This is a genomic window from Paenibacillus sp. NPDC056933 (assembly GCF_042674385.1).
Taxonomy (GTDB): domain Bacteria; phylum Bacillota; class Bacilli; order Paenibacillales; family Paenibacillaceae; genus Paenibacillus.
In genome coordinates, this window is record NZ_JBHUQN010000012.1 from 1 (window position 1) to 26,684 (window position 26,684).

A 26,684-nucleotide genomic window follows, 5' to 3' on the forward strand; every position below is an offset into this window, starting at 1 on the left:
CTGAGCCAGGATCAAACTCTCCAATAAAGTATTGAAAAGAGCGATTAGCTCATTTTGAATCTGACGAGATTAAAAATCTCATTTGTGCTTTGAAATCATACCGTCCGAAGACGTGTACCGATTTCTCAGCGTCGATCTTGCAAGCAAGATCGTTACTCACTCGTTGTTCAGTTTTCAAAGATCAAACTCGATAATTTTCACACTTTTTCGTCACCGTTTTCTCTCAGCGGCGACTTTTATAATATACCATACTTCGTTTGTTTCAGTCAAGCTTTTTTTGAAATTCTTTTTTCAAGTTCTTATCGAACCCGTTCATTTCGTCAAAAGCATTTAACCAAGCAAGCAAAGCAACGAGATATAATGTACCATATAAACATCCAGAGAGTCAACTACCCAAACAAAGAAATTTTCAGCCCCAACAATAATCCAACGCCCGGTAATCCTAGTATGCTCACAGTACCTATCGTAGCAGGGTTCAATGGAATGTAAGTTCCAGTAATCCAACCTGAATAATTAACGACATATATCCCCACCGCAGCCAATACCAGATGAATCCCGAATGATGTAAAGAAGGATAATCCCACCCGTTTTCTAAAAAGAATGATAATTAACCCCAGTAACGATACCACCAGCACACTGCCTAATATAAGACTCTTCATATTCTACACCCCCATATTTGAATGTCACACCCCCATCCCCCGATCGCCCATAACTGTACTTTTAACCCCCACACGCTTAGCACGCCTCAAATGAATCTGATATTTGCGCTCTGCGGCCTCCAGCACATAGATCGCATAATCGATCTCATCCTCCCCCTGTGCCTCTTCAAACTGCCTGACAGCTCTTTCCCACTCCGCCTTGGCTTTTTGAATATCTGAATAGATCTGTTCCTCCTCCTGCTCCTTCAGCATCCTCTCACGCTTCTCCATCGAGCTTCTTACATTTCGCCATATAAACATAAGCTCTCTCCCTCCTGATCAGCACAACATATTCTCATACATATCAAGGAAGGGACAAACTTAGAACTGAGCCATGTATAATATTTAAGAAATAGTTACAATAAAAAAAGAGAGCCCTAGGGCTCTCCATATAAAATAAGTCTAACTCATTTAATTTTAAAAAATAGATCAATTTATGCGCTCATTCTCATTAAGAGGTACAGGCACATCTGTTACCTCATTTCCCTGCGCCCTTCCAGCGCCTTGGAAAGAGTCACTTCATCTGCATACTCCAGATCGCCCCCTACAGGCAATCCATGGGCAATCCGAGTTACCGAAATCTCAAATGGACGAACCAGACGAGAGATATACATCGCCGTGGCCTCCCCTTCAATATTCGGGTTAGTTGCCAGAATCAGTTCCTTAACCCGTTCGTCGCTTAATCGAGTCAAAAGTTCCTTCAGACGGATATCGTCCGGACCTATTCCTTCCATAGGAGAGATTGCACCCTGCAGCACATGATAGTATCCGTCAAATTCCTTGGTACGTTCCATAGCCACCAAGTCTTTGGAGTCCTGAACTACACAGATTACCGAAACATCCCGGGACTTATCCTGACAGATCCGGCACGGGTCAGTGTCCGTAATATTACAACACACCGAACAGTAATGAAGATTCCGCTTCACACTGACGAGCGCTTTGGCAAAATCAATAACGTCATCTTCCTTCATGTTAAGCACATGAAAAGCTAGTCGCGCCGCAGTCTTGGGGCCAACACCCGGCAAACGGGTAAAGGCGTCAATCAGCTTTGCTATCGGTTCGGGATAATACAATCGATTGCGTCTCCTTTGATAGGATCAATTTAAATTAAAATAATCCCGGAATTTTCATACCGCCTGTGAATTTACCCATATCCTGGTTCGCAATTTCATCAGCTTTGGTCATTGCGTCATTGACAGCTGTCATAACGAGATCCTGCAGCATTTCAACGTCTTCAGGGTCAACCGCTTCCGGTTTGATCGTAATGGCCAGCAATTTCTTGTGTCCATTAACTTCAGCAGTTACAACACCGCCACCAGAAGTACCTTGGACCGTTTTGTCCGCCAGTTCCTCCTGTGCTTTCAGCATTTGCTCCTGCATTTTCTTCACTTGTTTCATCATTTGGTTCATGTTGTTCATGATTGTTCATCTCCTTTGTTATAGTTATCGCGCCAGGCGCCTGTACATCTATTCTTTGATCACTACAAGGTCCTCACCAAAGAGCTGGATCGCTTCATCAATCCAAGGCTGCTTATTGCCTGAACCGCCGTCTTCATGCTCAGGTTCAAGCTTAAAGTCCTCCTTTGGCGTTTCAGCAGCTCCATCCATCGCTCCAGTCCAATCCTTGAGCATCATCGTTACCAAACGAGCTGGGCGCCCAAGCTGTTCGGACAACACCCGTTCGATCACTTCACGGTTAGCCTGCTTCTCTGTAGTCTCGCGGTGAATATTGTTCTTAAACGCCACTAGAACATTGTCTTCCAGCAATGATACCGGCTCACCGTCCATAAACCAGGCGTGAACGGTCACTTTTTCTTCTTTTACACGTTGCAGGATCTGGCTCCATTTTTTGCTGACCTCTACGAACTCAGGAGATCCCTTATGCGCAACATATTGATCAAGCTGTGCAGGAAGTTTCGCTGGCGAATTCCCCCTTGACACAGGCGCTCTTGTTGCCGGACGCGAAGGTGCATTTGGTGCAGCCTCTCCTCCAGACAAACCACTCTTAAGCGCACGATCCAGCTTCTTCTCCAACTCGGCAAGCTGCTGCTTCAAGCGATGGATCTCCCCACCGTCAACTTGCGTTGATTCGGCTGAAGGTGCGCCTGCTGAAGCCACCACCTGACCCGTCGCCGCTCCTTGTGCCGGAATGCTGCAAAGTTTAAGAAGAGCTACTTCAAACAATGTCTGTGGCTGTACGGCATACTTCATTTCACTCTGGTACCGATTAAGTGTATCAATCATCTGGAACAGCTGTTCTTTGGTGAATGATTCCGCCATATCACGGAACGATTCGGGATTAAGTACCCGATCCGTCAGTTTATCTGCATTCGGCACCATCTTAATCATAAGCAAGTCACGGAAATAATAAAGCAAATTCTCCATGCACTTGTCCGCGCTTTTCCCTTCATGCATGAACCCTTCGATCATTTGCAAAATATGGCCTACATCACCCTTGAGCAGGGATGCAGCCAGCTTAGCAAACTGTTCGGAAGGAATGCCTCCGGTCATATCCATAACCTGCTGATAGGTTACTCTTCCATCCGTAAAAGAAGAGATCTGATCCAGGACACTAAGTGCGTCCCTCATTCCCCCATCAGACAGACGAGCAATATACTGGAGCGCGTCCTGATCCGCTTCCATGCCTTCCTGTTCACAAATCAGCCTAAGCCGTGCTGTCTGTTCTTCCAGGGATACCCGACGAAAATCAAATCGCTGACAGCGGGAAATAATCGTCGCCGGAAGGCGATGGGGCTCTGTTGTTGCCAAAATAAACATGACGTGTGGCGGAGGCTCTTCCAATGTTTTAAGCAAAGCATTGAACGCCTCTGTCGTCAGCATGTGCACTTCATCAATAATATAGACTTTCTGCCGGACTTCGGTTGGGGCGTATTTCACCTTTTCCCGAAGATCGCGGATTTCTTCAACGCCCCGGTTGGATGCCGCATCAATCTCCTGCACATCCATCACAGCGCCCGTCGTAATCCTGCGGCAAGCTTCACACTCGTTACAAGGCTCAGGCGCAGGCCCGCGTTCGCAGTTCACAGCTTTGGCCAAAATCTTGGCGGCACTCGTCTTCCCTGTTCCTCTGGGCCCGCTAAACAAATAGGCATGGGAAGTTCGCTGTTCACGAATCGCGTTCTGCAAGGTCTGAATAATATGCTGTTGTCCCACCATATCTTGAAACGACTGGGGACGCCAAGCCCGGTATAACGCGATATGCTCCATGATGCGTTACCTTCCTTCCACTTCGCATTCGAGTCCTTTGTCGTTCCCCCATTATACTATATTCCGGAGTGAATCCAAACTTTATCTGACTCATTCCTGCATGGTTTTTTAAGACATATCAAAAAGACCTCTGCATACGTACAACTGCAAAGGTCTCTACATTTAAATGGTAAGCCGTGCACCTGCTATCGATAATTGCGATCCAAGCGGCACCCCTTAACAACAGCTCGGGCTAGGCAACCCTCCGGCACAAGAGTGATCTCACTTATGGCTGCTTCCTTCCGGACCTGACCAGGTTCATGAGTACTCATTGCGGAGGACCCAACCGTCAACACCACGTTAAGGGACCAAACCTCACATCGACAAAACCTCTAGCAGGAATTCAACCTCGCTGTAGCGGATTGCGAGTTACAGGGCACCGCTACCTCCCCATCTAGCACGGTAAGAAATAGTATAACGTAAGGTAGTCCAAATTGCAACCAGGGGGAATTTGGATGTATATTAACTCGCATAAAAACATATAAAAAAACCTCTGCCTGAGTGGCAGAGGTGGTTTGGATGCAATTAGCAGACAATCCCCTGAGGATTGCTGAATTAGATTCCGTATTTTTTCTTGAAACGATCAACACGGCCGCCAGCATCGATAAACTTCTGTTTACCAGTGAAGAACGGGTGGCACGCGGAGCAAATCTCTACACGAAGTCCGTCTTTAACCGAACCAGTTTCAAAAGTATTCCCGCAAGCGCAAGATACTTGACCAATCGTGTAATTAGGATGAATTGCTGCTTTCATTACCTTTCACCTCTTTCCGCCCTGAGCCTCAAGCGGACCCAGAGTAAATGGCACAACATCGAAGATTATAACACGGCCTAATGCCGGTTGCAATCCATTATTATCAAGAGGTGATCAGGCGTTTGGGACGTGCCATTCCAGCTGGGGGAACATGCGTATAGGAGCCGATAACGACATCAGGCAGCTCTTCCTCAAAGATCTCAATCATTTGCTTCATGCCCAAAATATCACCTTGAGCTGGAGGAATCAATTCCAGATAGCTCTCCGGGTCAATATTGAGATTACGCATTTGAATAAGACGCAGATCGGTTCTGCGAGCAAACTCAATCATCGCTTCAATCTCTTCCTCACGATCCGTCACTCCCGGGAAGATCAAATAGTTGATCGACGTATATACACCCTGGGAAGCAGCGTATTTCATCGATTTTTCTACATTGGCCAGTGTATATCCCCGAGGTTTGTAGTATGCATTATAGTGGTCATCCAGTGCACTGATTGTACTTACACGCATTAGATCGAGCCCCGCATCAACAATACCTCTCATATGATCATTCAAACCGGCATTGGTGTTAATGTTGATATACCCCATGTCTGTTATGGAACGAACTTCACGAATGGCTTCAATAATCAGTTTGGCCTGTGTGGAAGGCTCTCCTTCACATCCCTGACCAAAGCTGATGATCGATTCCGGTGTCTTTAGGTGCTCCAGCATCACTTCAACGATCTCGTCTACACGCGGCCGGAAATTCATCCGGGTCTGCGGGGACACGAAGCCGCTATCATCCGGTTGCTCGGAGATACATCCGAAACAGCCTGCATTACAAGAATAGGATACCGGCACTCCGCCTTCCCAACGATTCAGGAAGGTATTGGATGAAGTCAGACATTCATACCCGAGTGCACAATTGGACAGATGGGTATAGAGGCGATTTTCGGGATATTTCTTCGTCAAACGTTTAACCCCTGCGCGCACGTCATCCCGATCACAGTTCAACGGGTTCCATTGATCTGGATGATCAGACATCTGGGCAGTGACGTAGAACTGACCATCTTTCCACACGACCGCCGAGTAACCAAACAAAGGCAGTTTGTACTCCTTATCGGTCTTCACATAGCCCGGCAGACACAACCTCGTGAAACCTTGCGGAAGCAAAGCTCCAACAGCTTGTGTGTCACTAGGCATCGGCAGCATTTCCCCTGTATCGGGGTCCATACCAATGGGACGGGTACTTGGCAGGCCAACCAGCGTTGCACCTTCCGGCAGAGGAATCAGCTCATCCTCCATAATCTCAACGATCATATCACCACTGCGTGCAAGTCCGTACAGGGATGGGTGATCAAATACATTACCTTTTTCATCTGCGTATACTAAATACATGATGTTCTCCTCACATCTAATGGGTTAAATCTAACGACGAGTGTATTGTAAATCCAGCAGAAGCGCTACGTAAATGGTTGAAACGTTCGATTGATCCCTAAGTTGTTGTTGCTGAAGTAGCCGTCTGTCTTGGAGAGCGCCGGGTTGTTGTTGTCCCTGAATTGCTTGTCGGGCCATTGCCAGCCGTATCAAACGCCGCCAAAAACTCCGCATTTGTTTTGCTATTACGCAATTTCTTCAAGAATCCTTCGACAAAGTCATGCGAATCATTCATATTTTTACGGATTGCCCAGATCGTATCGAGCTCTTCCTTGCTCAGCAACACTTCTTCACGGCGTGTACCGGAACGACGAATATCGATAGCCGGGAAAATACGACGCTCTGCCAGTTTACGATCCAGATGAAGCTCCATATTGCCCGTACCTTTAAATTCTTCATAAATGATATCATCCATACGTGATCCCGTATCAATTAACGCTGTGGCCAGGATGGTCAGGCTTCCGCCTTCTTCCACGTTCCGGGCAGAACCGAAGAAACGTTTCGGACGATGGAACGCAGCTGGATCAATACCACCACTAAGCGTACGTCCAGATGGTGGAATGACCAGGTTATATGCACGGGCGAGACGCGTAATGCTATCCAGCAGAATTACGACATCCTTTTTGGCTTCAACCAGACGAAGCGCACGTTCAAGCACCAATTCCGCAACCTTGATATGGTTCTCTGGCAGCTCATCAAACGTAGAAGCCACAACTTCCCCTTTAACCGAACGCGACATATCCGTTACTTCCTCTGGACGTTCATCAATCAACAGGACAAATAGTTCAATTTCTGGGTTGTTGGTTGAGATGCTGTTGGCAATTTCTTTGAGGAGAAGTGTTTTACCCGCTTTGGGAGGTGCTACGATCAATCCGCGCTGTCCCAGTCCTACCGGGGCGAGCACATCCATAATGCGTGTGGACAAATGGTTGGGGGATGTTTCGAGAACCAGTTTCTTCTGCGGGTACAATGGGGTTAATGCCGGGAAGTGAAGTCGTTCCGCAGCCGCTGATGGATTCTCACCATTTACAGCGTTGACTTGCAGCAAACCGAAGTATCGCTCGTTTTCTTTGGGTGTTCTACACTTGCCTGATACGAGGTCCCCTGTTCGAAGATCGAACTTGCGAATCTGCGAGGCTGAGATGTAGATATCTTCCGTACTGGGCAGGTAATTGATCGGGCGAAGAAATCCGTAACCTTCAGGTAAAATTTCGAGCACACCCTGCATGAACATCAATCCGCTCTGTTCAGCCTGTGCACGTAGTATGGCGAAGATTAGTTCTTTCTTTTTTAATGTACCGTAGTAGGGAATTTGATATTTTTTAGCCAGTTTGTAGAGGTCTGTTAGTTTCATTTCTTCCAAATCGGAAATTTGTAGATCCATATAATAACCACCTATTCAATTAATAAGTCCGTGAAATGGATAGTTTCGCTTGATGTTCCGGCTATAAGAGCAGCATCGTTCTGCATTTCTCTTCTGTCCATTGTACGGAATGTAACCGTTATAATGCAAATACTTGTCTTTGAGTGTAAGTTTCCGGGCGGGATGGCCAGTTTTCGGCAAGATCCGCTAGTGAGTGAACACAAATTCATGAGGCGTTCGATCCGGGCAGACCGGCTATGGAGCGCAGTTCAAACAAAACCGGGGGTTGGGGAAAAGGAAATGATGTTCTTACAGCCATATGATGTCTGACTCAAAAAAAGACCCTCCGGTAAAGGAAAAAGGAACTTTCGTCTTATCCCGGAGAGATGAGAACTCTATTAAAACAGGTTTGCCCAATTACTGAAAGGATATGCATTCTGTCAAAATAATCACTTTAATACTGCGGAATCCGTCATACATTACAGCATTAATCGGTTTCTCGCCACACATCTGCACCTAGCAGTCGCAGATTGGTTACTAGATGATCGTACCCACGATCGATAAACTCCACGCCTGTCACTTCGGTCACACCTTCACTAACGGTGAGACCTGCGATCACCAGCGCCGCACCAGCGCGAAGATCGGATGCTTTTACTTTAGCCGCATTCAATGCACTGCCTTCAATAATAGCTGAACGTCCTTCCACACGGATTTTTGCCCCCATGCGTACCAGTTCAGGAACGTGCTTGAATCGGTTGCTATATACAAAGTCGCTCAGGACACTCACACCCGTTGCCTGTGTCAACACACTGGTCATCGGGGACTGCAAATCGGTTGGAAAGCCGGGATATACGAGCGCCTTCACATCAACATGATTATAGCTTGGTTTGCCAATGACACGAATACTTTCGTCCAGCTCTTCAATGCCCACGCCCATCTCCAGCAGCTTTGCAGTCAAAGCCTCCAGATGTTTGGGAATCACATTGTCAATCAGAACGTCGCCGCGCGTTGCTGCGGCAGCAATCATATAGGTGCCAGCTTGTATACGGTCCGGAATGATAGAATGACGGCAACCTTTAAGCTCCGACACACCTTCAATACGGATCGTTTCGGTACCGGCACCCTTGATGCTGGCACCCATGGAATTCAATAGTGTTGCTACATCTATAATCTCAGGCTCTTTAGCCGCGTTTTCGATAATTGTAGAGCCTTTGGCACGAGTAGCCGCCAGCATGATGTTAATGGTTGCACCTACACTGCTTACATCCAGATAGATCTTTGCTCCGCGCAGCTCTTTGGCATGCAAATGAATGGAGCCATGTTCGTTCGTTACGGTTGCGCCAAGCGCTTCAAACCCTTTGATATGTTGATCAATTGGACGAGGCTCAAAGTTGCAGCCCCCGGGTAAACCAATGGTTGCTTCTTTAAAACGCCCAAGCAGTGCTCCCATCATATAATACGAAGCACGGAGCTTCTTCACGGGACCGTTCGGCATGGGAATGGATTTAATATCGGAAGGATCAATCTTCATCTGACTGCCTTCCCAGTGTACACGAGCTCCGAGTTCCTCCAAAATTTCTGCATAAACCGCCACGTCACTCAAAAGCGGCAGGTTGTCCAGCACGACTTCTGACTCGGCAAGCAATGCTGCAGGAATAAGTGCGATGGCGCTGTTCTTGGCGCCGCTTATAGTTACAGTTCCCTGTAACGGACGTCCGCCACTAATCATTAATTTTTCCATAAAGCTTAATGTCCCCCTACGTGTTTTGCAGCCGGTTAACGGCAATACGTGCTGTTGGCTTTCAATGTAGAAATAAGGCGTGAAAATGGAAAGACACCGGCTAGGCGGTGTTCTTTCCACTTACACAGTATGGAACTGGTTAAGACAAATTACGCTTTGTTGTTGGAACCAAATTCGCGAATTTTACCTTTAACGGTTTCTTTGATTGCATCACGGCCTGGTACGATGAATGTACGTGGATCGTAAGCATCTGGTTTAGCTGCAAGCACTTCGCGAACCACTTTGGAGAACGAAATTTGGTTCTCTGTGTTCACGTTGATTTTGGAAGTACCCAAGGAAATGGCTTTGTCGATATCATGTTTAGGGATACCTGTACCACCATGCAGTACCAGTGGAACGTTAACTGCATCGCGAACTTCTTCCATTTCTTTGAAGCCCAGGTTAGGCTCGCCATGGTAAGGACCGTGTACGGAACCCAGAGCAGGAGCCAATGTGTCGATACCTGTTTCTTTAACGATACGTACACACTCGTTCAGGTCAGCGTACATGATACCACCGATCACGTCATCTTCTTGTCCACCAACAGTACCTACTTCGGCTTCTACAGAAACGCCTTTAGCGTGTGCATATTCAACAACTTTTTTAGTCATTTCGATATTTTCATCGATGGAGTGGTGGGAACCGTCGATCATTACGGATGTAAATCCAGCATCAATCGCTTCTTTACACTTATCAAAGCTGGAACCGTGGTCCAGGTGAATCGCAACTGGAACGGAGATTTTCATGTCGTGAATGAGTCCTTCTACCATTTTAACTACTGTGTAGAAACCGCTCATGTGACGTGCTGCGCCTTCGGATACGCCCAAGATTACTGGGGATTTCTCTTCTTCAGCAGCAGCAAGAATCGCTTGAGTCCACTCAAGGTTATTGATGTTGTATTGACCAACTGCATATTTTCCTTCGAGTGCTTTGTTCAACATGTCTGTCATAGATACTAATGGCATGGTTTCAATCCTCCTAGGGGTGTTGGGTTGTGTCTATGGTTTTTAGCCGAAATCACATACGGGCTTATTATACCACATCCCATGTCAAATACTAAACAAGCATTTGCAAAAATGCTGTGCTTTGCAGCACAGTTTTCATAGACACCGCATGATGACGTCCCCATTTCCAATATTCCCCGGAAGCCTAACCGCAATACCCTTTGTGTACACCAGTAAGATCCCGGAATCCCAAACGCAAAAAAATCCTGTATCGACAGGATTCAGCTGCACTTATTCTTCGCATCATCTCGAAGCTGCATATTGACTGCCACTCGCATCTCATCAATATCAAACGGTTTCGTGAAATGCATGAGCGCCCCAAGATCTGTAGCTTCCTTGATCATGTCCAGTTCTCCATAAGCCGTCATCATGATGACTTTGATATCCGGATCAATTTCCTTAATATGCTTGAGAATTTCCAGGCCATCCATCCCTGGAATCTTCATATCGAGCAGCACGAGATCGGGTTTGTCACTATTTACAATTTCCAAGGCGATTTTCCCATTAGCTGCTTGGAATGTGTTATATCCTTCACTGCTGAACACTTCCATTAACAGGATTCGAATACCATTCTGGTCATCAACAATCAACACTTTTTTATTTTCCACTGAATAACCTCCTAGAATTAGGAAAGCATGTACGTCACCGAATCTGGATAACTATCCCATAGTCGTCATGATAAGTATTCTACCTCTCCCATTAAAATCCTGCTTTGATTCCAAAATGCTGGAAACCATTTTCGACAACTCTTATGTAATAAAAAAAGGATGCCCCAGCAACTTTTCAGTCGCCAGGAACATCCAATCATCCAGTTTCATGATTATTAATTATTTTTTAGCATTCTCCAGAGAAGCTTTCACAAATTCACGGAACAACGGCTGCGGACGGTTCGGACGTGAAGTGAATTCCGGGTGGAATTGAACTGCCAGGAACCATGGGTGTCCCGGAAGTTCCACGATTTCAACCAGACGGCCATCCGGGGATGTACCCGAGATAACCAGACCCGCTTTCTCAATCGCTTCACGGTATTCATTATTAAACTCGTACCGGTGACGATGTCTCTCATATACCAGTTCATCATCATAACAAGCCATCGCCAGAGAACCCTCTTGAAGTTTGCAAGGATACAGCCCCAGACGCATTGTACCACCCAGGTTTTCGATATCTTTTTGTTCAGGCAGCAGATCGATGACCGGGAACTCCGTTGCGGGATTGATCTCGGAGCTGTTCGCCCCATTCAAACCAACGATGGAACGTGCATACTCGATAACCGAAACCTGCATACCCAGGCAAATACCGAAGAACGGAATTTGCTTCTCACGTGCATAACGAATCGCGGATACTTTACCTTCAATACCCCGATCACCAAATCCACCTGGTACGAGGATTCCGCCTACGCCGTGCAGCAGATCGCCCACATTCTCATCGGTGATATCTTCGGAGTGAATCCAGCGGATCTTCACATCGGCATTGGATGCAAATCCTGCATGAGACAAGGATTCAACAACACTCAAATAAGCATCATGCAAAGCTACATATTTACCTACAATGGCAATCTCCACTGTATGCTCCAGTTTGTTAATACGGTCAACCAGCCCTTCCCACTCGCTCATATCCGGTGCAGGAGTAGTCAGCTTCAGGTGGTTTACCACAATCTCATCCAAACCTTCCTCACGCAAGTTCAGAGGTACTTGGTACAATGTATCCGCATCGCGGCATTCAACCACGGCATTCTCATCAATATCACAGAAAAGTGCGATTTTGGCCTTCATGTCTTTGGACAGCTCATACTCTGTACGGCATACAATGACGTTTGGCTGAATTCCGATACTGCGCAATTCCTTCACACTGTGCTGAGTCGGTTTCGTTTTCACTTCACCGGCAGCCTTGATGTAAGGGATCAGTGTTACATGGATGTACATGACATTGTCACGACCTACATCACTCTTGATTTGACGAATCGCTTCCAGGAAAGGCAAGCTCTCAATGTCACCTACTGTACCGCCGATCTCTGTAATCACAACATCCGAACCCGCTTCACGTCCTGCGCGGAATACGCGCTCTTTGATCTCGTTCGTGATATGTGGAATCACTTGTACTGTTCCGCCCAGATATTCCCCGCGCCGCTCTTTACTGATGACGGAGGAGTATACTTTACCAGTCGTGACGTTGCTGTTTTTGGAGAGGTTGATGTCAATAAAACGTTCGTAGTGGCCAAGGTCAAGATCCGTTTCCGCGCCATCATCCGTTACAAATACCTCACCATGCTGATAAGGACTCATGGTTCCCGGGTCGATATTGATGTATGGATCAAATTTTTGAATGGTTACCTTCAACCCTCTGTTTTTCAGCAGCCTGCCCAACGAAGCAGCCGTAATCCCTTTGCCCAGGGAGGACACAACTCCGCCTGTCACGAAAATATACTTTGTCACTGTTATTACCCTCCTAATATAAGTACAGAAATTCAGGCGATATATGGTATTATCGTAACCCGTTTCCCAGGTAATCATCGTTAAAAAGAGCAATGGCAGAAATTCCCTGCATCTGCAAACTGCTCTTTCATGCGAAGACCGTGTGTAACAACGTTGTTCTACAGCGTAGAATGGTGCAAACCTTCCGGAAGCCAACTTCCGAGCCTGTCCCAAAATAGGACATTGGATCCGTCCATTGATGTTTTGGATACAAAATTGGATATACAAAAATAGACCACGGATTGTTGGCCGGGAGCATACGGAATTCAAATCATTTTGCAAAATTCTGCCTCTAAAAATACAAAAAAAGTACTCCCGCAGGACGGGGCACTTTTTATAAAAAACATAAATATTTTGTCGCTCATTCATAAGCCCATGCAATAGTTTACCCGTTACCCCGTCTGCTGTCAAGGCTGACTATCCGGGGAAAACGGGTAAAATATCGACATCAAAAATGACGGTTACTTATCGGAATCGTCGTCAAATTCATCCTCGGTTTCGGACTCTTCTTCGTCTTCCTCGAGGTCTTCATCTTCCAGATCGTCATCTTCAACCAGCACTTCTTCTTCGCCGTCTTCTTCATCAAAGATGTCGTCTTCGTCATCATCGTCGTCATCATCATCTTCGTCCTGATCATCATCGGAATTATCGAAGTCTTCGTCGCTGTTATAGCTATCTTCCTCTTCGCCGAAGTCCTCATCTTCCAGATCATCGTCTTCGTCGTTAATGATGCGCGGACGCTTCGCACCCGTCATGGTATCTTCCGAACCAGCCACTGGATACCAGCGCTTCAAACCCCACAGACTTGTACCGACGCAAGCAAAGCGGCCATCGATATTAATCTCGGTATATAGCTGGGCGATAAACTCGTTGATTTCTTCATCAGTCATTCCGCGCTGCTTCGCTACCTCATTCATCAAATCACGGTAGTAATACGGCGTATTGGCCGCTTTCAGCACCATAAAGGCGAGGTCCACCAAAGGGATCTCTCTAACCTTTTCTTTATCAATTTTCAAATTGAGCGAGGTACTCACTGACAGACACTTCCTCTCACACATAATTCACTTTATATCCCTACGAACTGGAACGTTACGTATAACATATCCATTAACAAACCTAAGTAAAACCTATTTAGCGTTAAAAAGCAAGTTTTTATGTACGGATATCGCATAATTCCAAGAAGAGGCTTTTGCCGAGCAATATATAGACCGGTAAGGGACGTCTAACTCGGGGTATCGTGTTTGCGCAGAAAAGACATCATCAACTAAAAAAGACGGAGTCCCCTCCGCCTTCTGACTGTATACCCTTGAAGGATTACTCCTCACCAGGGTCCCCAAGAGCCCTCTAGCCCTCCATCCATCATATGTCCCTGCGCCCGTTTTGACACGAATGGAACGTGTTTTTGTAAAAAAAGGGCAAGTTCCCCATGCGGCGGGATGAGCGCATTCATAGAATACCTCAGCATGTTCATCCCGAAGGGGGCTGCCCATCATGGACTATACTGGTTTTCTACATCAATTGGTTGAAGGAATGCAACGTCCCGAACCAGAACAGGGGCGGCGTCACCTGATCCGGTTCGCCAAACCGAAGCAATATGAAGCCTGCCTCGTGGAACTGTCGCGGATGAGGAATGAATTTACGGATCTTGGTGCGGTACGCTCCTCCCGACTGGCCCGCTCCATTATCGCCCCGGTGCTTAACCCGGAGGAACTATATCGGTACAACGATGAAATCACGGTAGAAGAAGATGAAACTATCTCGCTCCATGCCACCGCGCTACACAGTAAACCGAGCAGTGTTCAGGGCATACCGTGGGGCGTCAAACAGATTCGCGCTCCCAAAGTTTGGTCCGTGTCCACAGGACACCGGATAAAGATTGGCGTAATTGACACCGGTGCCGATTACCAACACCCGGATCTTCGCTACTCGCTGGCACGCGGGATCAATCTATTAAACCGCAGTATGCTCCCTCATGACGATAACGGTCATGGCACACATATTGCCGGGACCATTGCCGCAGCGAACAGTACGGCAGGCATGATCGGTGTAGCTCCTCGTTCCCTAATCTATCCGGTAAAGGCATTCGACCACAACGGTTCAGCCTATGTGTCAGATATCGTGCTTGGTATCGACTGGTGTGTGCGCAATCGGGTCGATATTATCAATATGAGCTTTGGCATGAAAACCCGTAGCAAAGCATTGCTTGATGTGGTCAACCGCGCCTATCAGGCCGGGGTTGTCATTGTTGCTTCGTCAGGAAATGACGGCAAACGACGCAGCATTGATTACCCCGCACGGTATCCACAGACGATATCCGTCGGTGCAACCGACAAAAATCGGCGAATTGCATCCTTCAGTAATCGTGGTGCATATGTGGATGTCTATGCACCTGGTGACAAGATCGTCTCCTCCTGGGTGCAGGGCAAGCATCATGAGATGAGCGGCACCTCCATGGCAACGTCACACGTTAGCGGCGCCATAGCGCTCCTGCTTGCGAAGCATCCCGGCCTGTCACCAGCCGAGATCAAAACGCTCGTAAAGCGCGCGACCGTTCCGCTGCGCGCACGCAAGACAACCACCGCGAAGAGCAAAATACGCGGTGGCGAGATTGACGCCCTCAAGCTGATGCAGGAGGGCGGAGGGTGATCACGCTGCCTGCAAGAAGGGAGCCATACCGTGAAGCCTCACAGGCACAGCACTGCTGTGCGATGTGAGGCTTACGTTGGTTGCCTCTGCGGCAGGCAGCGCTGGCCTTGAGTGCCTCGGGGCCATGGGGTTCTCGGCCGCGGGCACAGCAAAAAGTCTCCATGCCCACGTTGTATTGTGCCAACGTGATGCGTGGAGACTTTTTGCCAAAGCTGTAGGGCGGCTGAGCACCGCCAAAGCATCAATTACATTTTGTCCGGTGCAGATACGCCCACCAGACGAAGCGCTGTTGCGATGACGGTGCGTACAGCACCGATCAGCGCCAGACGCGCCTGGGTTTGTCCAGCGTCTTCCGTAATGACGCGCTCTGCACGATAGTAACTGTGGAACAGGGATGCCAGTTCATATACATAACGAACAATACGATGAGGGGCATAACCCGTAGCAGCAGTCGCGATTTCTTCAGGCAGTTCACCCATTTTGCGAAGAAGATCATATTCATGCTCCGTGGTCAGCTTCGAGAGATCGATCTGTTCCAGCGGCAGCAGCTCAATGCCCTGCTCCTCTGCCTGGCGGTATACACTGCATACACGAGCATGGGCGTATTGTACATAGAATACCGGGTTTTCATTGGACGTCGAGATGGCGAGGTCCATGTCGAAGTCCAAATGAGAGTCCATGCTACGCATGGTGAAGAAGTAACGAATGGCATCGATGCCTACTTCGTCCATCAGATCTTCCATCGTTACCGCCTTGCCTGTACGTTTGGACATCTTTACTTTCTCGCCGTTCTGGAACAGACTCACCATCTGCGCAATCAGCACGACCAGTTTCTCGGGATCATTGCCCAGTGCTTGCATGGCTGCTTTCATTCGTGGAATGTAGCCATGGTGGTCCGCTCCCCAGATGTTAATCATCGTGTCGTATCCACGCGCATATTTGTCACGGTGATAAGCAATATCCGGCGTAAGGTACGTGTACGTACCGTCATTTTTGATCAAAACACGCTCTTTGTCGTCACCATACTGCATGGTTTTCAACCAAGTTGCGCCATCTTGCTCATAGATTTCATTACGATCACGCAATTCATCAAGTACACGCAGCACTTCTCCATTATCATAAAGCGAAGTTTCGCTGAACCAGATGTCGAAATTGACACGGAAACGATTCAAGTCACGTTTGATCTTGTCCAGTTCTTTCTCCAGGCCAAAGTCACGGAAATAAGCCGCGCGGTCACCAGGATGCATCGACAGTAATTCGTCACCCTTTTCAGCAACCAGCTGCTTGGCGAATCCTTTAATATCCTCACCATGGTATCCGTCTTCCGGCATCTCCGCATCCTGGCCCAGCTCCTGCAAATAACGAGCTTCAATGGAGCGAGCCAGATTAAACACCTGGTTACCAGCATCATTAATGTAGTATTCACGTGTTACATCATATCCGGCATAGTCGAGGATGTTGCAAAGCGCATCACCCACAGCCGCTCCACGCGCATGGCCCAGGTGCAGACTGCCTGTCGGGTTGGCACTGACAAACTCCATCTCGACCTTGCGCCCTTCACCAACATTAATTCTTCCATAATTCTCACCCTGCTCATGCACAAGCCCCAGCACAGGATAGAGATAACTCTTGTCCAGCTTAAAGTTAATGAATCCCGGTCCGGCAATCTCTGCCTTTTCGATCCCAGCTTCAGCCAGGTTGAGATTGGCAATAATCTCTTCTGCAATCTGTCGTGGATTACGCTTGGCAATCTTGGTCAGTTGCATGGCCGCATTGGTCGCCAAATCGCCATGTGTTTTCTCGCGTGGTACTTCAAGGGTGATGGTCGGCAGATCCTCCTGCGCAACGATGCCAGCAGCCACAATGGCATTGCCGATGGCAGTACTTACCCGTTCGTTAATGGTATCTAATGGATTACGTGTCATGAAATTGGTTCCTCCTGTATATGCAAACTAATAGCGAAATGTCCCGATTCTTCGTCAAAGCGGTAAAAGTCGTAACTCCACGCTGCGCGTGCGCTCAATCCCTGAATGGAGAGTTCCAGCTCCTGTGTATGCGTGGACAAGGCAAACGACATATACGGCGAGCGATAAAAACCAGGGAGTTTGCGATGTAATTCAAATGTTTGCTCCGATTCCACCTCGCCGTGACGTATAATCTTGATGGATTGTCCGCCCAGCTTCAATGTTGTTCGAGTGATTCCGCCCTCGGGCCCAGCCTGTGGTTCTTCATAACGAACATAGAGCACAGATCCCTTCAATACGGCTTCACCCTGCATTTCCTGCAGTACATCTTCACCTTCATAACGGCTGTGCAGCCGGATCTGAACCGGTCGCATGTTCGACATGAATGTTAACCTCCATTATATTCGAGGCGACGCAAAATCAGGCACGGCCGGTGAGAACAGCCCTTCCTGTGTTGTGCCGCTATACGCGCTCATATTCTCGGATAGCTCGCTACCCTACACTCTACTGTATAACTATATCCAGTTCACCCGCTCAATTCAAATCCAAATTCAGAGTTTTTGCCAGGCAACGCCAAAAAAAGCAGAGCCACACCTGTAAAGTGCAGCTCCACCTTCCTTCATTAATAAAGAAATACGTTCTAAATCAGGTCCATCGTGATTCATAAGGAAACGGACAAGCCGACTCTGCCAGTTTGGCTCGCACCTGTACGAGACAGCCGCAATAGCGGCAGGTCGTACCGTATTGTAATCCTGGACAATCGGAACAGATGGATAAACGCCGTTCATACTCGGCATCCTGGACAGCCGGACGCGAGCGCGAGGCCAGCTCCACCAGCCGCGCTATTTTGGCTTCACTGATTTTAACATCGTATTGATCCTCACATCCCTTGCAAGGTGCCTGTCGTTCGACACGTCCTCCAATTAAGGATGATTTCATTGTATTACCCCTCTACAGCGAGGGCCCCAACCGATGCGGGTGGAAGTACAAACCGCAGTGTATGATCCTCCAGCTTGAGATCTTCCCAGTTTACAGGCTTTACCTGCTCCGGCTGTTCAAACGTATTGTACGCCCCGAAATCAGCGTGATGCAAAAGTGTGCCCGATACGCTGGTGGCTTTCGCTGACTCAAGCTGAATTACAACTTCCAGTTCATCCGTAGCGCTCAGATTGCTCGCTGTCACATGAATAACGCCATCCTTGTTGCGGGAAGCGGACAGACTGAGTTGAGGGATCTTCTCATCCCCGAAAGCATATTCAGGGCTTTCATAGTTCAGCTCCAATCGCTGCGCATCCATATGGACCTGATACATATCAAAGACATGGTACGTTGGCGTCAGGAGCATCTTTTCTCCCTCTGTCAGCACAATGGACTGGAGCACATTCACGATCTGTGCCAGGTTAGCCATCTGTACTCTTTTATTGTATTTGTTGAAAATATCCAGGTTGACCGCTGCAAGCACGGCGTCCCTCATCGTATTTTGTTGGTACAGGAATCCAGGGTTTGTCCCCGGTTCAACGTTATACCAGGTTCCCCACTCATCCACGATGATACCTACCCGGCCTTCGGGATCATATTGATCCATAATCTCGGAGTGCTTCACAATCAGCTCTTCCATAAAGAGCGTCTTCTTCAAGGTCGCAAACCACTCGGCTTCCCCAAACCCTGTCGCTTGTCCTTTATCTGCCCAATCTCCTGTTGGGATGGTGTAATAGTGAAGACTGATCCCGTCCATAAAACGACCAGCTTCACGCATTACCACTTCCGTCCAGCGATAATCATCGCTGTTTGGACCGCACGCAATTTTGTAAATTTGATTACCCGAGTAATTGCGCACATAGGTGGCGTAACGACGATATTCATCCGCATAGTATTCTGGTCGCATATTGCCGCCACAACCCCAGTTCTCATTCCCCACGCCAAAATATTTCAACTTCCACGGCTCTTCCTGACCGTTGCTTTTACGCCAGTTCGCCATTGGAGATTCGCCGTCGAAGGTCATGTACTCTACCCATTCCTGCATTTCCTGCACTGTACCGCTGCCCAGATTACCACTGATATATGGCTCCGTGCCAAGTAATTCGCACAATCTCAGGAACTCATGGGTACCAAAATGGTTGTTCTCCTCTACGCCGCCCCAGTGTGTATTGATCATTCGGGCACGTTCCGCTTTTGGACCTACGCCATCTTTCCAGTGATATTCATCGGCAAAACAACCGCCAGGCCAGCGAAGCACCGGAATATGAAGCTTTTGCAGTGCAGTCAGCACATCGTTACGGATGCCTTCCGTATTCGGAATAGGTGAATCCTCTCCTACCCACAACCCTTCATAGATACAGCGTCCCAAGTGCTCGGAAAAGTGACCATATATATTACGGTTTATTAATCCTTGTTCCGAATCAGCTTTTAAAATAACCTCAACCATAATTTCAACCCCCCAAAAAGTAATTGTTATCGCTTACAATAACGTGTTTTTGAATAGGATTCAACCGTTTTTATTTCAACACAAACAAGCCCATTCCGGCTTCAATTGTCCGGAAAAGGCTTGTTTGATTGCGCTGGCCTCATCAGGCCAAACAAGTTAAGATTTATACTCTTTTTGATTGAAATCGCCTTAAAATTATTCCATGGCATGACGCCATTTACTCGTTTTCAGCGGGTAATAACATTTTTTGCTTCCATGTTGTTCCACCATCTGTCGTCTCATAAATCGCAGGTGAATTGTCGCTTGTTACGACGAGCCAACCTGTTTTGGCAGAAGGAAACGAAATGCGAGAGCTATATCCCGGCTCTTTGAGGTCGATGTTTTTCCACGTGGAACCTGCATTATAAGAACGTCCAATCCCTACTTTGCCTGCTGCAGGTGATCCTGCGGAGAGATAGGCCGTTTGATTACCGATCAACGCCATATTCCCCGGGTGGCCCCCTGGGTTTGCGGGGCCTTTTCCATTTCCTGTGCTGTTTGCACCTGGAGCCGGGCCACCACCTGCTGTCGATTGAGCAAAGACCTGTCTCCAATTCTTGCCTTCATTCCCACTCGCGTAGAGGGAATACGACTGCTGGGACATGCCTGCATCGCCATACAGAAGGGCCCATACCTGGTTACCGCTTGCGTATACATCTCCACCGCTCCAGGTTGTTGAGGCCACCTTCAACGATTGCGTCCAGTTCTTGCCCCCATTACTTGTCTGCATGATTCGGTACCCCGAGCCAGGAACCGCTACAATCACATAACCTTGCTTCTCTGTTGTGAACACAGCTCCGCGTGTATTGGCTGGTGTGGAGATCGGGCTCCATGTTGCACCACCATCCTTCGTCATATAAGCACTATTATAGGTGTAACCGAAGCCTTCATTTTTATTGTGAAAGTCAATTCGTTTAAATTGTATGCCTTTAGTATCCATCCGTGTCCAGTACGCGCCGCCATCCGTTGAGCGGATGAGATACGTCGTTGGAGAATCCTTTACCTGTGCCAAAGCAAATCCATTCACATTATTCGGGAAATCAAGTTGTGCGAACTGCCATTGACCTGTATAGATGGACTGCCAAGTGCAACCTGAATTCGATGTACCAATGAGAAATCCCTCACCAGCAGCCCGTCCGGTTGTACTGTTTAGAAAATCGATATCCGTAAATTGCAGTCGTTGATCTTCCACACCACTGCCTTTTTTCAACGTAGCCGTTAATCCATGATCTCCACTTCCACATGTCGGGGAGGATGCAGCGTTAGCGCCGGGTAGAGTATGTACCGGTCCCAATCCCCAAGCCAGTGTTACCGATAGGGCGAGTGCGCCAATTCGTTTCCATGTCATTCTGCTCTTTGTTGTCATCGTGACACCTCCTTCTATGTTTTTACCCTATTTTGCAGGATTTAACGTAACAATTTGTTTATCCCGCGTGACATTATTGCAATAAAAAAACCACTCATGCCCACATTTTCTATCTCACGGGCTTGAGTGATTCATCATTAATCTCTGCTAAGAGCCTGAATTAAATGGGATATGTCTTAAAAGCAATAATCACAAAAGTGATACTTAAAACAAGGCACAGGGCAAAATACAACTTATTGTATTTAAGTGTTCTGACGCTAAAGGCAACATATAGCATGGCGAGATTAACCAGTATCAGCGTTAAATTGAGGAACACAGTCATTGTTAATATAAGATTAAGGGTAAATATCATAAGTACCGCTACGAACCATTTGGGATACATGCTCAGTTGAGCCCGGATTGCATGCATATCAAAACCACCTTCCTCTATTTCCATATTATATAAATATTAAGATAGAGTCACCCCACATACGTGTATTCGCTTAACGTGCGGGTGTAATCATATATACAACAAATGGTAGAGATACGGGAACGTACGTGCTATAATTAATGTTATGGACTTTTGAATAACGGTGGATGTTTTCTAGATCACGGCGCAGCTTCCCGAAAGGGGGTGTCGTCGATGGTCAAACTTGTGGCGTTGCTTGATGTAATCCGATGGATTGCTGCGATCCTCAGTCTAGTGCTGAGTATCCGAAAGCTTTACCGTTGGTTGCGCAAAAAGTTTCGTAGCAAGCGAAAACCCACCTCATAAGGTTGATCGCCTGACGGTGGGTTTCGCTTGAGATATTTATTTGTTTCATGCGCGCCGTGGCAATCCACAGCCTTTCAGGTCCTAAGAGTCTTACCGTTCCAGCGGTGAAGGCTCTTTTTTAGTATATGGTCGAACCCGATCACCATATACTTCACGAATGTAATATATCAATAAATATATTACTGAATACTTATGTAGTCATTATAACACAGCTCTGGGCAGAAGTTAAATTAAGTTAAATTAAATTAAGTTAAGTTAACTTAATTTAACTTCGTTATTCCGCTTGGCAGAATAGTGTCGGCTCAATCATTCAGTCAGTTACTCAAACAGGAGTAGTTGAGGAACACACAGAGAAATGTTGACAATGAAAAACGCCCTCTCCTACGCAGGCTTCAACCTGGCACAGACAGAGGACGCTGTTATTTTGCTATTACTTCACAAATCCAAGCAGCATTTCACGGATCATCTTCGCAGCCACAATTTGTGTCTGTTCCGTAGGATCGTAAATAGGGGCCACCTCAACCAGGTCACAACCCACCACATTTACATCTGATCCTGCGATCATGTGAATGGCTTCAAGCAGTTCCTTGGACGTAATACCGCCCGCTTCTGCTGTTCCTGTACCCGGAGCCGCAGATGGATCAAGCACGTCGATATCGATTGTCACGTAAACGGGACGGTTACCCATTTTCGGAAGAGCTTCCTTCATCGGAGCTGCCACTTCAAACGGATAGAAGTTGATGTTCTCCCGTCCAAACTGGAACTCTTCCCGGGAACCGGAACGAATTCCGAACTGATAAATATTTTTGCCGCCCATCAATTCAGCTGCTTTACGCACTGGCGTTGAGTGGGACAATGGCTCGCCTTCATAGTTTTCACGAAGGTCCGCATGTGCATCAATATGAATCAGGATAAGATCCGGATATTTTTTGTACATTTGCTGAATGACAGGCCAAGTGACAAGGTGTTCCCCGCCGAGACCAATCGGGAATTTGTCGTCAGCCAGCAGGCCACCGATATATTCTCCGATGACTTCGAGACTGCGCCCAGCATTACCGAAAGGCAAGAGCAGATCCCCTGCGTCAAAATAAGTCATATCCACAATGCTTTTGTCCAGATAAGGGCTGTACTCTTCAAGTCCAACCGATGCCTGACGGATATGGGCAGGACCAAAACGGGAACCTGGGCGGAAGCTGACGGTGTAATCCATCGGCATACCATAAATAACTGCTTTGGAATTCTCATAATCCTCGGAACTGCAAATAAACACGTTACCTGAATAAGCTTGATCTAGTTTCATTAGTTTAGTCCTCCTTATTTCGTCAGATCTTCCACGAATTTAGGAAGAACGAATGCTGCTTTGTGTAGACGTGGAGAGTAATACTTTGTATCCATCTCCGGAATTTGCGTCTCATCCACTTCAAGCGGATTATGTTTTTTGCTACCTAATGTAAATGTCCACAGACCACTAGGGTACGTAGGAATATTACAACCGTACACATGTACAATTGGGAAGATTTCTTTTACATCTTTGTTTACTTTTTGGATCAGATCCGCTTTGAACCAAGGGTTGTCCGTTTGAGCAACAAAGATTCCGTCTTCTTTCAGCGCCTCATAGATACCTTGGTAGAAACCGCGCTCGAACAGTGGAGCAGCTGGACCTACAGGCTCTGTAGAGTCAACGATGATGACATCGTATTCATTTTTATGTTCTATAATATGCATGTAGCCGTCATTCACAAGCACTTCAACATTAGGCTCGTCCAATTTACCGGCGATTTCAGGCAAATATTTTTTGGAGTATTCAATCACTTTTCCGTCGATTTCGACGAGGACCGCTTTTTCTACAGCAGCGTGCTTGATGACTTCACGGATAACTCCGCCGTCACCGCCACCCACGACCAGAACCTTTTTCGGATTCGGGTGTGTGTTCAGTGCAGGGTGAGCCGCCATTTCGTGATAAACGAATTCATCCTTCACCGTAGTCATGACCATGCCGTCGAGCAGTAACATGTTGCCGAATTCTTCGGTTTCTACCATAGCCAAATCTTGAAATTCAGTCTTTTCGCTTACATACGTCTGTTTAATTTTCGCGGTGATCCCGAATACCGGGGTCTGTTTCTCCGTAAACCACAATTCCATAATCTCTACCTTCTTTCCGTAAAGTTAATGATCAGCCATATCCGGACAAAGCGCCCTGCGCTGCCGATTCGCCCAAGCACGTCCAGCGTTCGGCGCCATATAGCGTTATGGTTGCTGGCTGCGGGAAAGGTCCGCGTTTCACTTCATTTTATAGATTAAATTGACCACAGCGAGCATAGCGACTGACGGACCAACAAATCATTGACAATGGGTACCGTTCATCTTTGCTTGCCTTTTGATATATTGTACCGAACCGTACCTTTTCATTACCCTTTTGCATTATACGCGATAGACGTTTATACTGCAAAACGGTTTTTTCTGCAAAAAAGCTATATTTTAAACCGTTAAACGGGCAGATTGAATATCCGTGTCATTGAATTCCCATACTGGAAAGAAAAGAAAGGAGCCCGTCCCATGACCCAACCACGCCAACAGACCCGCAAACGCGGGTTCCGTATACGAAAAATCATTAAAAGCCTCACTCTGCTCGCTATTCTCGGCCTGATCGCCATGGCAGCAGGATTGGTCTATCTATACGCAACCAGCCTGCCGCTGGCCGACTCGGATCGCAATTCCAGACTTCTCGATAGCCAAGGTGAAGTGATCGCTACATTCTCTGCAGGGGGCAAAGACTCGGTACCTGTGCAACTGGGAGACATCTCCCCCGATTTGGTCCATGCCACACTGGCTGTAGAGGACCGCAAATTCTATGATCATGTCGGCTTCGACATCCGAGGAATGGGACGGGCTGTACTCGTTAATCTGGAACATATGCAGATGTCTCAGGGCGCAAGTACACTGACCCAACAGCTCGCACGCAACTTGTATTTGTCGCATGAAAAGACATGGACTCGCAAAGCCAAGGAAGCCATGTACACGGCACAATTGGAGATGAAATACAGCAAGGATGAAATTCTGCAGATGTACCTGAATGAAATTTATTACGGTCATGGCGCCTACGGGATTGAAGCAGCATCGCGGATGTATTTTGGCAAATCAGCCAAACAGTTGACCCTTGCCGAAAGTGCCATGCTTGCAGGCATTCCAAAGGGTCCAACCTACTATTCTCCATATAACCATATGAAGAACGCCAAGGATCGGCAAAAGGTCGTATTAAATGCGATGGTGGAAACCGGCAAGATTACGCAAGCCGAAGCAGACAAAGCTTATGGGGAAATGCTCTCGTTCAAACCGGAAAGCGAACGTAAAACCGTGGAAAGTGCCCCCTACTTCAGAGACTATATCCGGAATCTGGCCATCAAGGAATTGGGTATCAGTGAAGCGATGCTGGATCATGGCGGATTGAATATATACACCACTCTGGATCTGCGTGTGCAAAAGGCGGCAGAAGACGCCGTAGCCAACGGCATGGACGCCAAAAGTGAGCTGGAAACCGCCCTCGTGTCCATCGACCCTCGTACAGGATATATCAAAGCGATGGTGGGCGGCAAAAATTACCGCACCAATCAGATTAACCATGTACTGGCGACTACACGCCAGCCAGGATCTGCTTTTAAACCGATCATGTATCTGGCTGCCCTGGAATCCAAACAGCTTACCAGTGCATCCATGTTTAAAAGCGAGCCAACCCTGTTTCATTATGACAATGATCGCAAGACCTATAAACCCGGTAACTTCGGAGACAAATACCTGGGTGAGATTGACCTGAGGCAAGCCATCGCCGCTTCGGACAATATCTATGCAGTGAATACGATTATGCAGATTGGACCTGAACAGGTGGTAGATATGGCCCAGAGTCTGGGGATTACGAGCAACCTGAGTCCGGTTCCCTCTCTTGCACTCGGCACCTCACCAGTCAGTCCACTGGAGATGGCTTCAGCCTTTTCTGTCATTGCTGCTGGCGGGAAACGTACACCACCTGTGGCTATCCTGCAAGTGACGGATGCCGCTGGGCGTATCCTATATGAAGCACCGCAGACCCAGGCCGAGACGGTTGTAGAACCCGCTGCAGCCTATGTATTAACCCGTTTAATGGAAAGTGTGTTCGAAAATGGTGGCACGGGTAACCGGGTCTCCGCCGCCATCAAACGGCCTGTTGCTGGCAAAACCGGAACAACGAATACGGACGCCTGGCTGGTCGGCTTCACCCCAGAGCTCTCAACGGCGGTCTGGGTCGGTTATGATCAGGGTAAAGCCATTTCCACTTCGGATGGACGTCGTGCAGCACCGATGTTTGCCCAGTTCACGGAAAAGGCTCTTGCAAGTGTTCCACCGAAGATTTTCACCGTACCTGATAACGTCGTCAGTGTGTATATCGATCCCGAGTCCGGCAAACTGGCTGGTAATGGCTGCGCCGAGAAACGGCTGGAAGTTTTTATAGACGGGACGGAACCGACCGAGGTCTGTCGCAGCGCTTCGGACGATTCAGGTTCAGAAAAAGATAAAGACAGTCTTGAGGTGCAAAACCAGCAAGGAATACAGGAAGAGAAGCATTCATGGTGGAAGGATTTCAAACGCTGGTGGGTGGAATAACCAAAATGACGCAAATACGTAATGGCGTAAATGCGTCTGTCCTTCTGGTTTTAGTCTCAACCATTCCCTTCATAGATCATGTATCCACTCCTGTATTCACTT

The 26,684-nt window shown here is 47.5% G+C and carries 22 protein-coding genes and 1 other RNA gene; 2 read left to right on the plus strand and 21 right to left on the minus strand.

From position 1 onward, the window contains the following. Positions 1-389 precede the first annotated feature (389 nt). The 14 genes from ACFTRD_RS31805 to rpoE form a co-directional block, all read right to left on the minus strand. Complete coding sequence (locus ACFTRD_RS31805; RefSeq protein ID WP_192272349.1) at positions 390-659, minus strand: pro-sigmaK processing inhibitor BofA family protein; 270 nt, start codon at positions 657-659, stop codon at positions 390-392. Between the two features lie 24 nt (positions 660-683). Continuing rightward, positions 684-959, minus strand: coding sequence for a DUF2508 family protein (locus ACFTRD_RS31810; RefSeq protein ID WP_228469668.1), 276 nt, complete (start codon positions 957-959; stop codon positions 684-686). A gap of 212 nt (positions 960-1,171) precedes the next feature. Beyond that, a complete protein-coding gene (gene recR / locus ACFTRD_RS31815) occupies positions 1,172-1,771 on the minus strand; it encodes a recombination mediator RecR (RefSeq protein WP_062329683.1) in 600 nt (199 codons plus the stop codon). Positions 1,772-1,805: 34 nt separating this feature from the next. Then, complete coding sequence (locus ACFTRD_RS31820; protein ID WP_024628773.1) at positions 1,806-2,117, minus strand: YbaB/EbfC family nucleoid-associated protein; 312 nt, start codon at positions 2,115-2,117, stop codon at positions 1,806-1,808. A gap of 48 nt (positions 2,118-2,165) precedes the next feature. Further along, entirely contained in the window at positions 2,166-3,926 is a 1,761-nt protein-coding gene (dnaX, locus tag ACFTRD_RS31825; RefSeq protein WP_379386948.1) for a DNA polymerase III subunit gamma/tau, read from the minus strand. Between the two features lie 174 nt (positions 3,927-4,100). Continuing rightward, positions 4,101-4,368: signal recognition particle sRNA large type (gene ffs / locus ACFTRD_RS31830), an RNA gene on the minus strand. Between the two features lie 152 nt (positions 4,369-4,520). Then, the gene (rpmE, locus tag ACFTRD_RS31835) at positions 4,521-4,718 is read right to left on the minus strand and encodes a 50S ribosomal protein L31 (RefSeq protein WP_062329678.1); all 198 of its coding nucleotides are present in this window, start codon (positions 4,716-4,718) and stop codon (positions 4,521-4,523) included. Between the two features lie 103 nt (positions 4,719-4,821). After that, a complete protein-coding gene (locus tag ACFTRD_RS31840; RefSeq protein ID WP_379386950.1) occupies positions 4,822-6,096 on the minus strand; it encodes a radical SAM family protein in 1,275 nt (424 codons plus the stop codon). 97 nt (positions 6,097-6,193) lie between these two features. After that, complete coding sequence (gene rho, locus ACFTRD_RS31845; RefSeq protein ID WP_379386952.1) at positions 6,194-7,519, minus strand: transcription termination factor Rho; 1,326 nt, start codon at positions 7,517-7,519, stop codon at positions 6,194-6,196. A 466-nt stretch (positions 7,520-7,985) separates the two neighbouring features. After that, on the minus strand, positions 7,986-9,239 hold the full coding sequence (locus ACFTRD_RS31850) for a UDP-N-acetylglucosamine 1-carboxyvinyltransferase (protein ID WP_063567653.1): 1,254 nt from the start codon (positions 9,237-9,239) through the stop codon (positions 7,986-7,988). A gap of 149 nt (positions 9,240-9,388) precedes the next feature. Next, on the minus strand, positions 9,389-10,243 hold the full coding sequence (gene fba, locus ACFTRD_RS31855; protein ID WP_062329669.1) for a class II fructose-1,6-bisphosphate aldolase: 855 nt from the start codon (positions 10,241-10,243) through the stop codon (positions 9,389-9,391). 260 nt (positions 10,244-10,503) lie between these two features. Beyond that, positions 10,504-10,890 carry a response regulator gene (locus tag ACFTRD_RS31860; protein ID WP_379386955.1) on the minus strand — a complete coding sequence of 129 codons (387 nt, stop codon included), beginning with the start codon at positions 10,888-10,890 and terminating at the stop codon, positions 10,504-10,506. Positions 10,891-11,109: 219 nt separating this feature from the next. Next, positions 11,110-12,714, minus strand: coding sequence for a CTP synthase (locus ACFTRD_RS31865; RefSeq protein WP_192272342.1), 1,605 nt, complete (start codon positions 12,712-12,714; stop codon positions 11,110-11,112). Positions 12,715-13,214: 500 nt separating this feature from the next. Next, on the minus strand, positions 13,215-13,787 hold the full coding sequence (gene rpoE / locus ACFTRD_RS31870; RefSeq protein ID WP_192272340.1) for a DNA-directed RNA polymerase subunit delta: 573 nt from the start codon (positions 13,785-13,787) through the stop codon (positions 13,215-13,217). A 457-nt stretch (positions 13,788-14,244) separates the two neighbouring features. Between rpoE and ACFTRD_RS31875 the strand changes: the two genes are divergently transcribed. Beyond that, positions 14,245-15,399 carry a S8 family peptidase gene (locus ACFTRD_RS31875; protein ID WP_192272338.1) on the plus strand — a complete coding sequence of 385 codons (1,155 nt, stop codon included), beginning with the start codon at positions 14,245-14,247 and terminating at the stop codon, positions 15,397-15,399. 245 nt (positions 15,400-15,644) lie between these two features. On the opposite strand, the gene argS is transcribed toward ACFTRD_RS31875, so the two are convergent. From argS to speE, 7 genes are all read right to left on the minus strand, one after another. Beyond that, positions 15,645-17,324: an arginine--tRNA ligase gene (gene argS / locus ACFTRD_RS31880; RefSeq protein WP_379386960.1), complete on the minus strand. Its 1,680-nt coding sequence runs from the start codon at positions 17,322-17,324 to the stop codon at positions 15,645-15,647. Next, the gene (locus tag ACFTRD_RS31885; protein ID WP_192272334.1) at positions 17,321-17,746 is read right to left on the minus strand and encodes a YwiB family protein; all 426 of its coding nucleotides are present in this window, start codon (positions 17,744-17,746) and stop codon (positions 17,321-17,323) included. The genes argS and ACFTRD_RS31885 overlap by 4 nt, the downstream gene beginning before the upstream one ends. 262 nt (positions 17,747-18,008) lie before the next feature. Then, positions 18,009-18,302 (minus strand): DUF6171 family protein, encoded by a 294-nt coding sequence (locus tag ACFTRD_RS31890; RefSeq protein ID WP_379386962.1) that lies wholly within the window; start codon positions 18,300-18,302, stop codon positions 18,009-18,011. A gap of 4 nt (positions 18,303-18,306) precedes the next feature. Continuing rightward, on the minus strand, positions 18,307-19,788 hold the full coding sequence (locus tag ACFTRD_RS31895) for an alpha-N-arabinofuranosidase (protein ID WP_379386964.1): 1,482 nt from the start codon (positions 19,786-19,788) through the stop codon (positions 18,307-18,309). 217 nt (positions 19,789-20,005) lie between these two features. Next, positions 20,006-21,193, minus strand: a complete 1,188-nt coding sequence (locus ACFTRD_RS31900; protein WP_379386966.1) for a beta propeller repeat protein — start codon at positions 21,191-21,193, stop codon at positions 20,006-20,008. Between the two features lie 1,184 nt (positions 21,194-22,377). Next, entirely contained in the window at positions 22,378-23,247 is an 870-nt protein-coding gene (gene speB / locus ACFTRD_RS31905; protein WP_379386968.1) for an agmatinase, read from the minus strand. Between the two features lie 14 nt (positions 23,248-23,261). After that, the gene (speE, locus tag ACFTRD_RS31910) at positions 23,262-24,089 is read right to left on the minus strand and encodes a polyamine aminopropyltransferase (RefSeq protein ID WP_379386970.1); all 828 of its coding nucleotides are present in this window, start codon (positions 24,087-24,089) and stop codon (positions 23,262-23,264) included. 414 nt (positions 24,090-24,503) lie between these two features. Here speE and ACFTRD_RS31915 point away from each other — a divergent pair, with 414 nt between their 5' ends. After that, a complete protein-coding gene (locus ACFTRD_RS31915; RefSeq protein ID WP_379386972.1) occupies positions 24,504-26,582 on the plus strand; it encodes a transglycosylase domain-containing protein in 2,079 nt (692 codons plus the stop codon). The last annotated feature ends 102 nt before the right edge of the window (positions 26,583-26,684 follow it).

What these genes read in the sequence shown, in the direction of transcription:
- ACFTRD_RS31915 (WP_379386972.1), top strand. Translation starts at nt 24,504, where the DNA reads ATGACCCAACCACGCCAACAGACCCGCAAACGCGGGTTCCGTATACGA.
- ACFTRD_RS31875 (WP_192272338.1), top strand. Translation starts at nt 14,245, where the DNA reads ATGGACTATACTGGTTTTCTACATCAATTGGTTGAAGGAATGCAACGT.
- ACFTRD_RS31885 (WP_192272334.1), bottom strand. Translation starts at nt 17,746, where the DNA reads ATGTCGAACATGCGACCGGTTCAGATCCGGCTGCACAGCCGTTATGAA.
- speB (WP_379386968.1), bottom strand. Translation starts at nt 23,247, where the DNA reads ATGAAACTAGATCAAGCTTATTCAGGTAACGTGTTTATTTGCAGTTCC.
- argS (WP_379386960.1), bottom strand. Translation starts at nt 17,324, where the DNA reads ATGACACGTAATCCATTAGATACCATTAACGAACGGGTAAGTACTGCC.
- ACFTRD_RS31810 (WP_228469668.1), bottom strand. Translation starts at nt 959, where the DNA reads ATGTTTATATGGCGAAATGTAAGAAGCTCGATGGAGAAGCGTGAGAGG.
- ACFTRD_RS31820 (WP_024628773.1), bottom strand. Translation starts at nt 2,117, where the DNA reads ATGAACAACATGAACCAAATGATGAAACAAGTGAAGAAAATGCAGGAG.
- speE (WP_379386970.1), bottom strand. Translation starts at nt 24,089, where the DNA reads ATGGAATTGTGGTTTACGGAGAAACAGACCCCGGTATTCGGGATCACC.
- ACFTRD_RS31890 (WP_379386962.1), bottom strand. Translation starts at nt 18,302, where the DNA reads ATGAAATCATCCTTAATTGGAGGACGTGTCGAACGACAGGCACCTTGC.
- ACFTRD_RS31900 (WP_379386966.1), bottom strand. Translation starts at nt 21,193, where the DNA reads ATGACAACAAAGAGCAGAATGACATGGAAACGAATTGGCGCACTCGCC.
- fba (WP_062329669.1), bottom strand. Translation starts at nt 10,243, where the DNA reads ATGCCATTAGTATCTATGACAGACATGTTGAACAAAGCACTCGAAGGA.
- ACFTRD_RS31805 (WP_192272349.1), bottom strand. Translation starts at nt 659, where the DNA reads ATGAAGAGTCTTATATTAGGCAGTGTGCTGGTGGTATCGTTACTGGGG.
- rho (WP_379386952.1), bottom strand. Translation starts at nt 7,519, where the DNA reads ATGGATCTACAAATTTCCGATTTGGAAGAAATGAAACTAACAGACCTC.
- dnaX (WP_379386948.1), bottom strand. Translation starts at nt 3,926, where the DNA reads ATGGAGCATATCGCGTTATACCGGGCTTGGCGTCCCCAGTCGTTTCAA.
- ACFTRD_RS31840 (WP_379386950.1), bottom strand. Translation starts at nt 6,096, where the DNA reads ATGTATTTAGTATACGCAGATGAAAAAGGTAATGTATTTGATCACCCA.
- ACFTRD_RS31850 (WP_063567653.1), bottom strand. Translation starts at nt 9,239, where the DNA reads ATGGAAAAATTAATGATTAGTGGCGGACGTCCGTTACAGGGAACTGTA.
- ACFTRD_RS31895 (WP_379386964.1), bottom strand. Translation starts at nt 19,788, where the DNA reads ATGGTTGAGGTTATTTTAAAAGCTGATTCGGAACAAGGATTAATAAAC.
- rpmE (WP_062329678.1), bottom strand. Translation starts at nt 4,718, where the DNA reads ATGAAAGCAGCAATTCATCCTAATTACACGATTGGTCAAGTATCTTGC.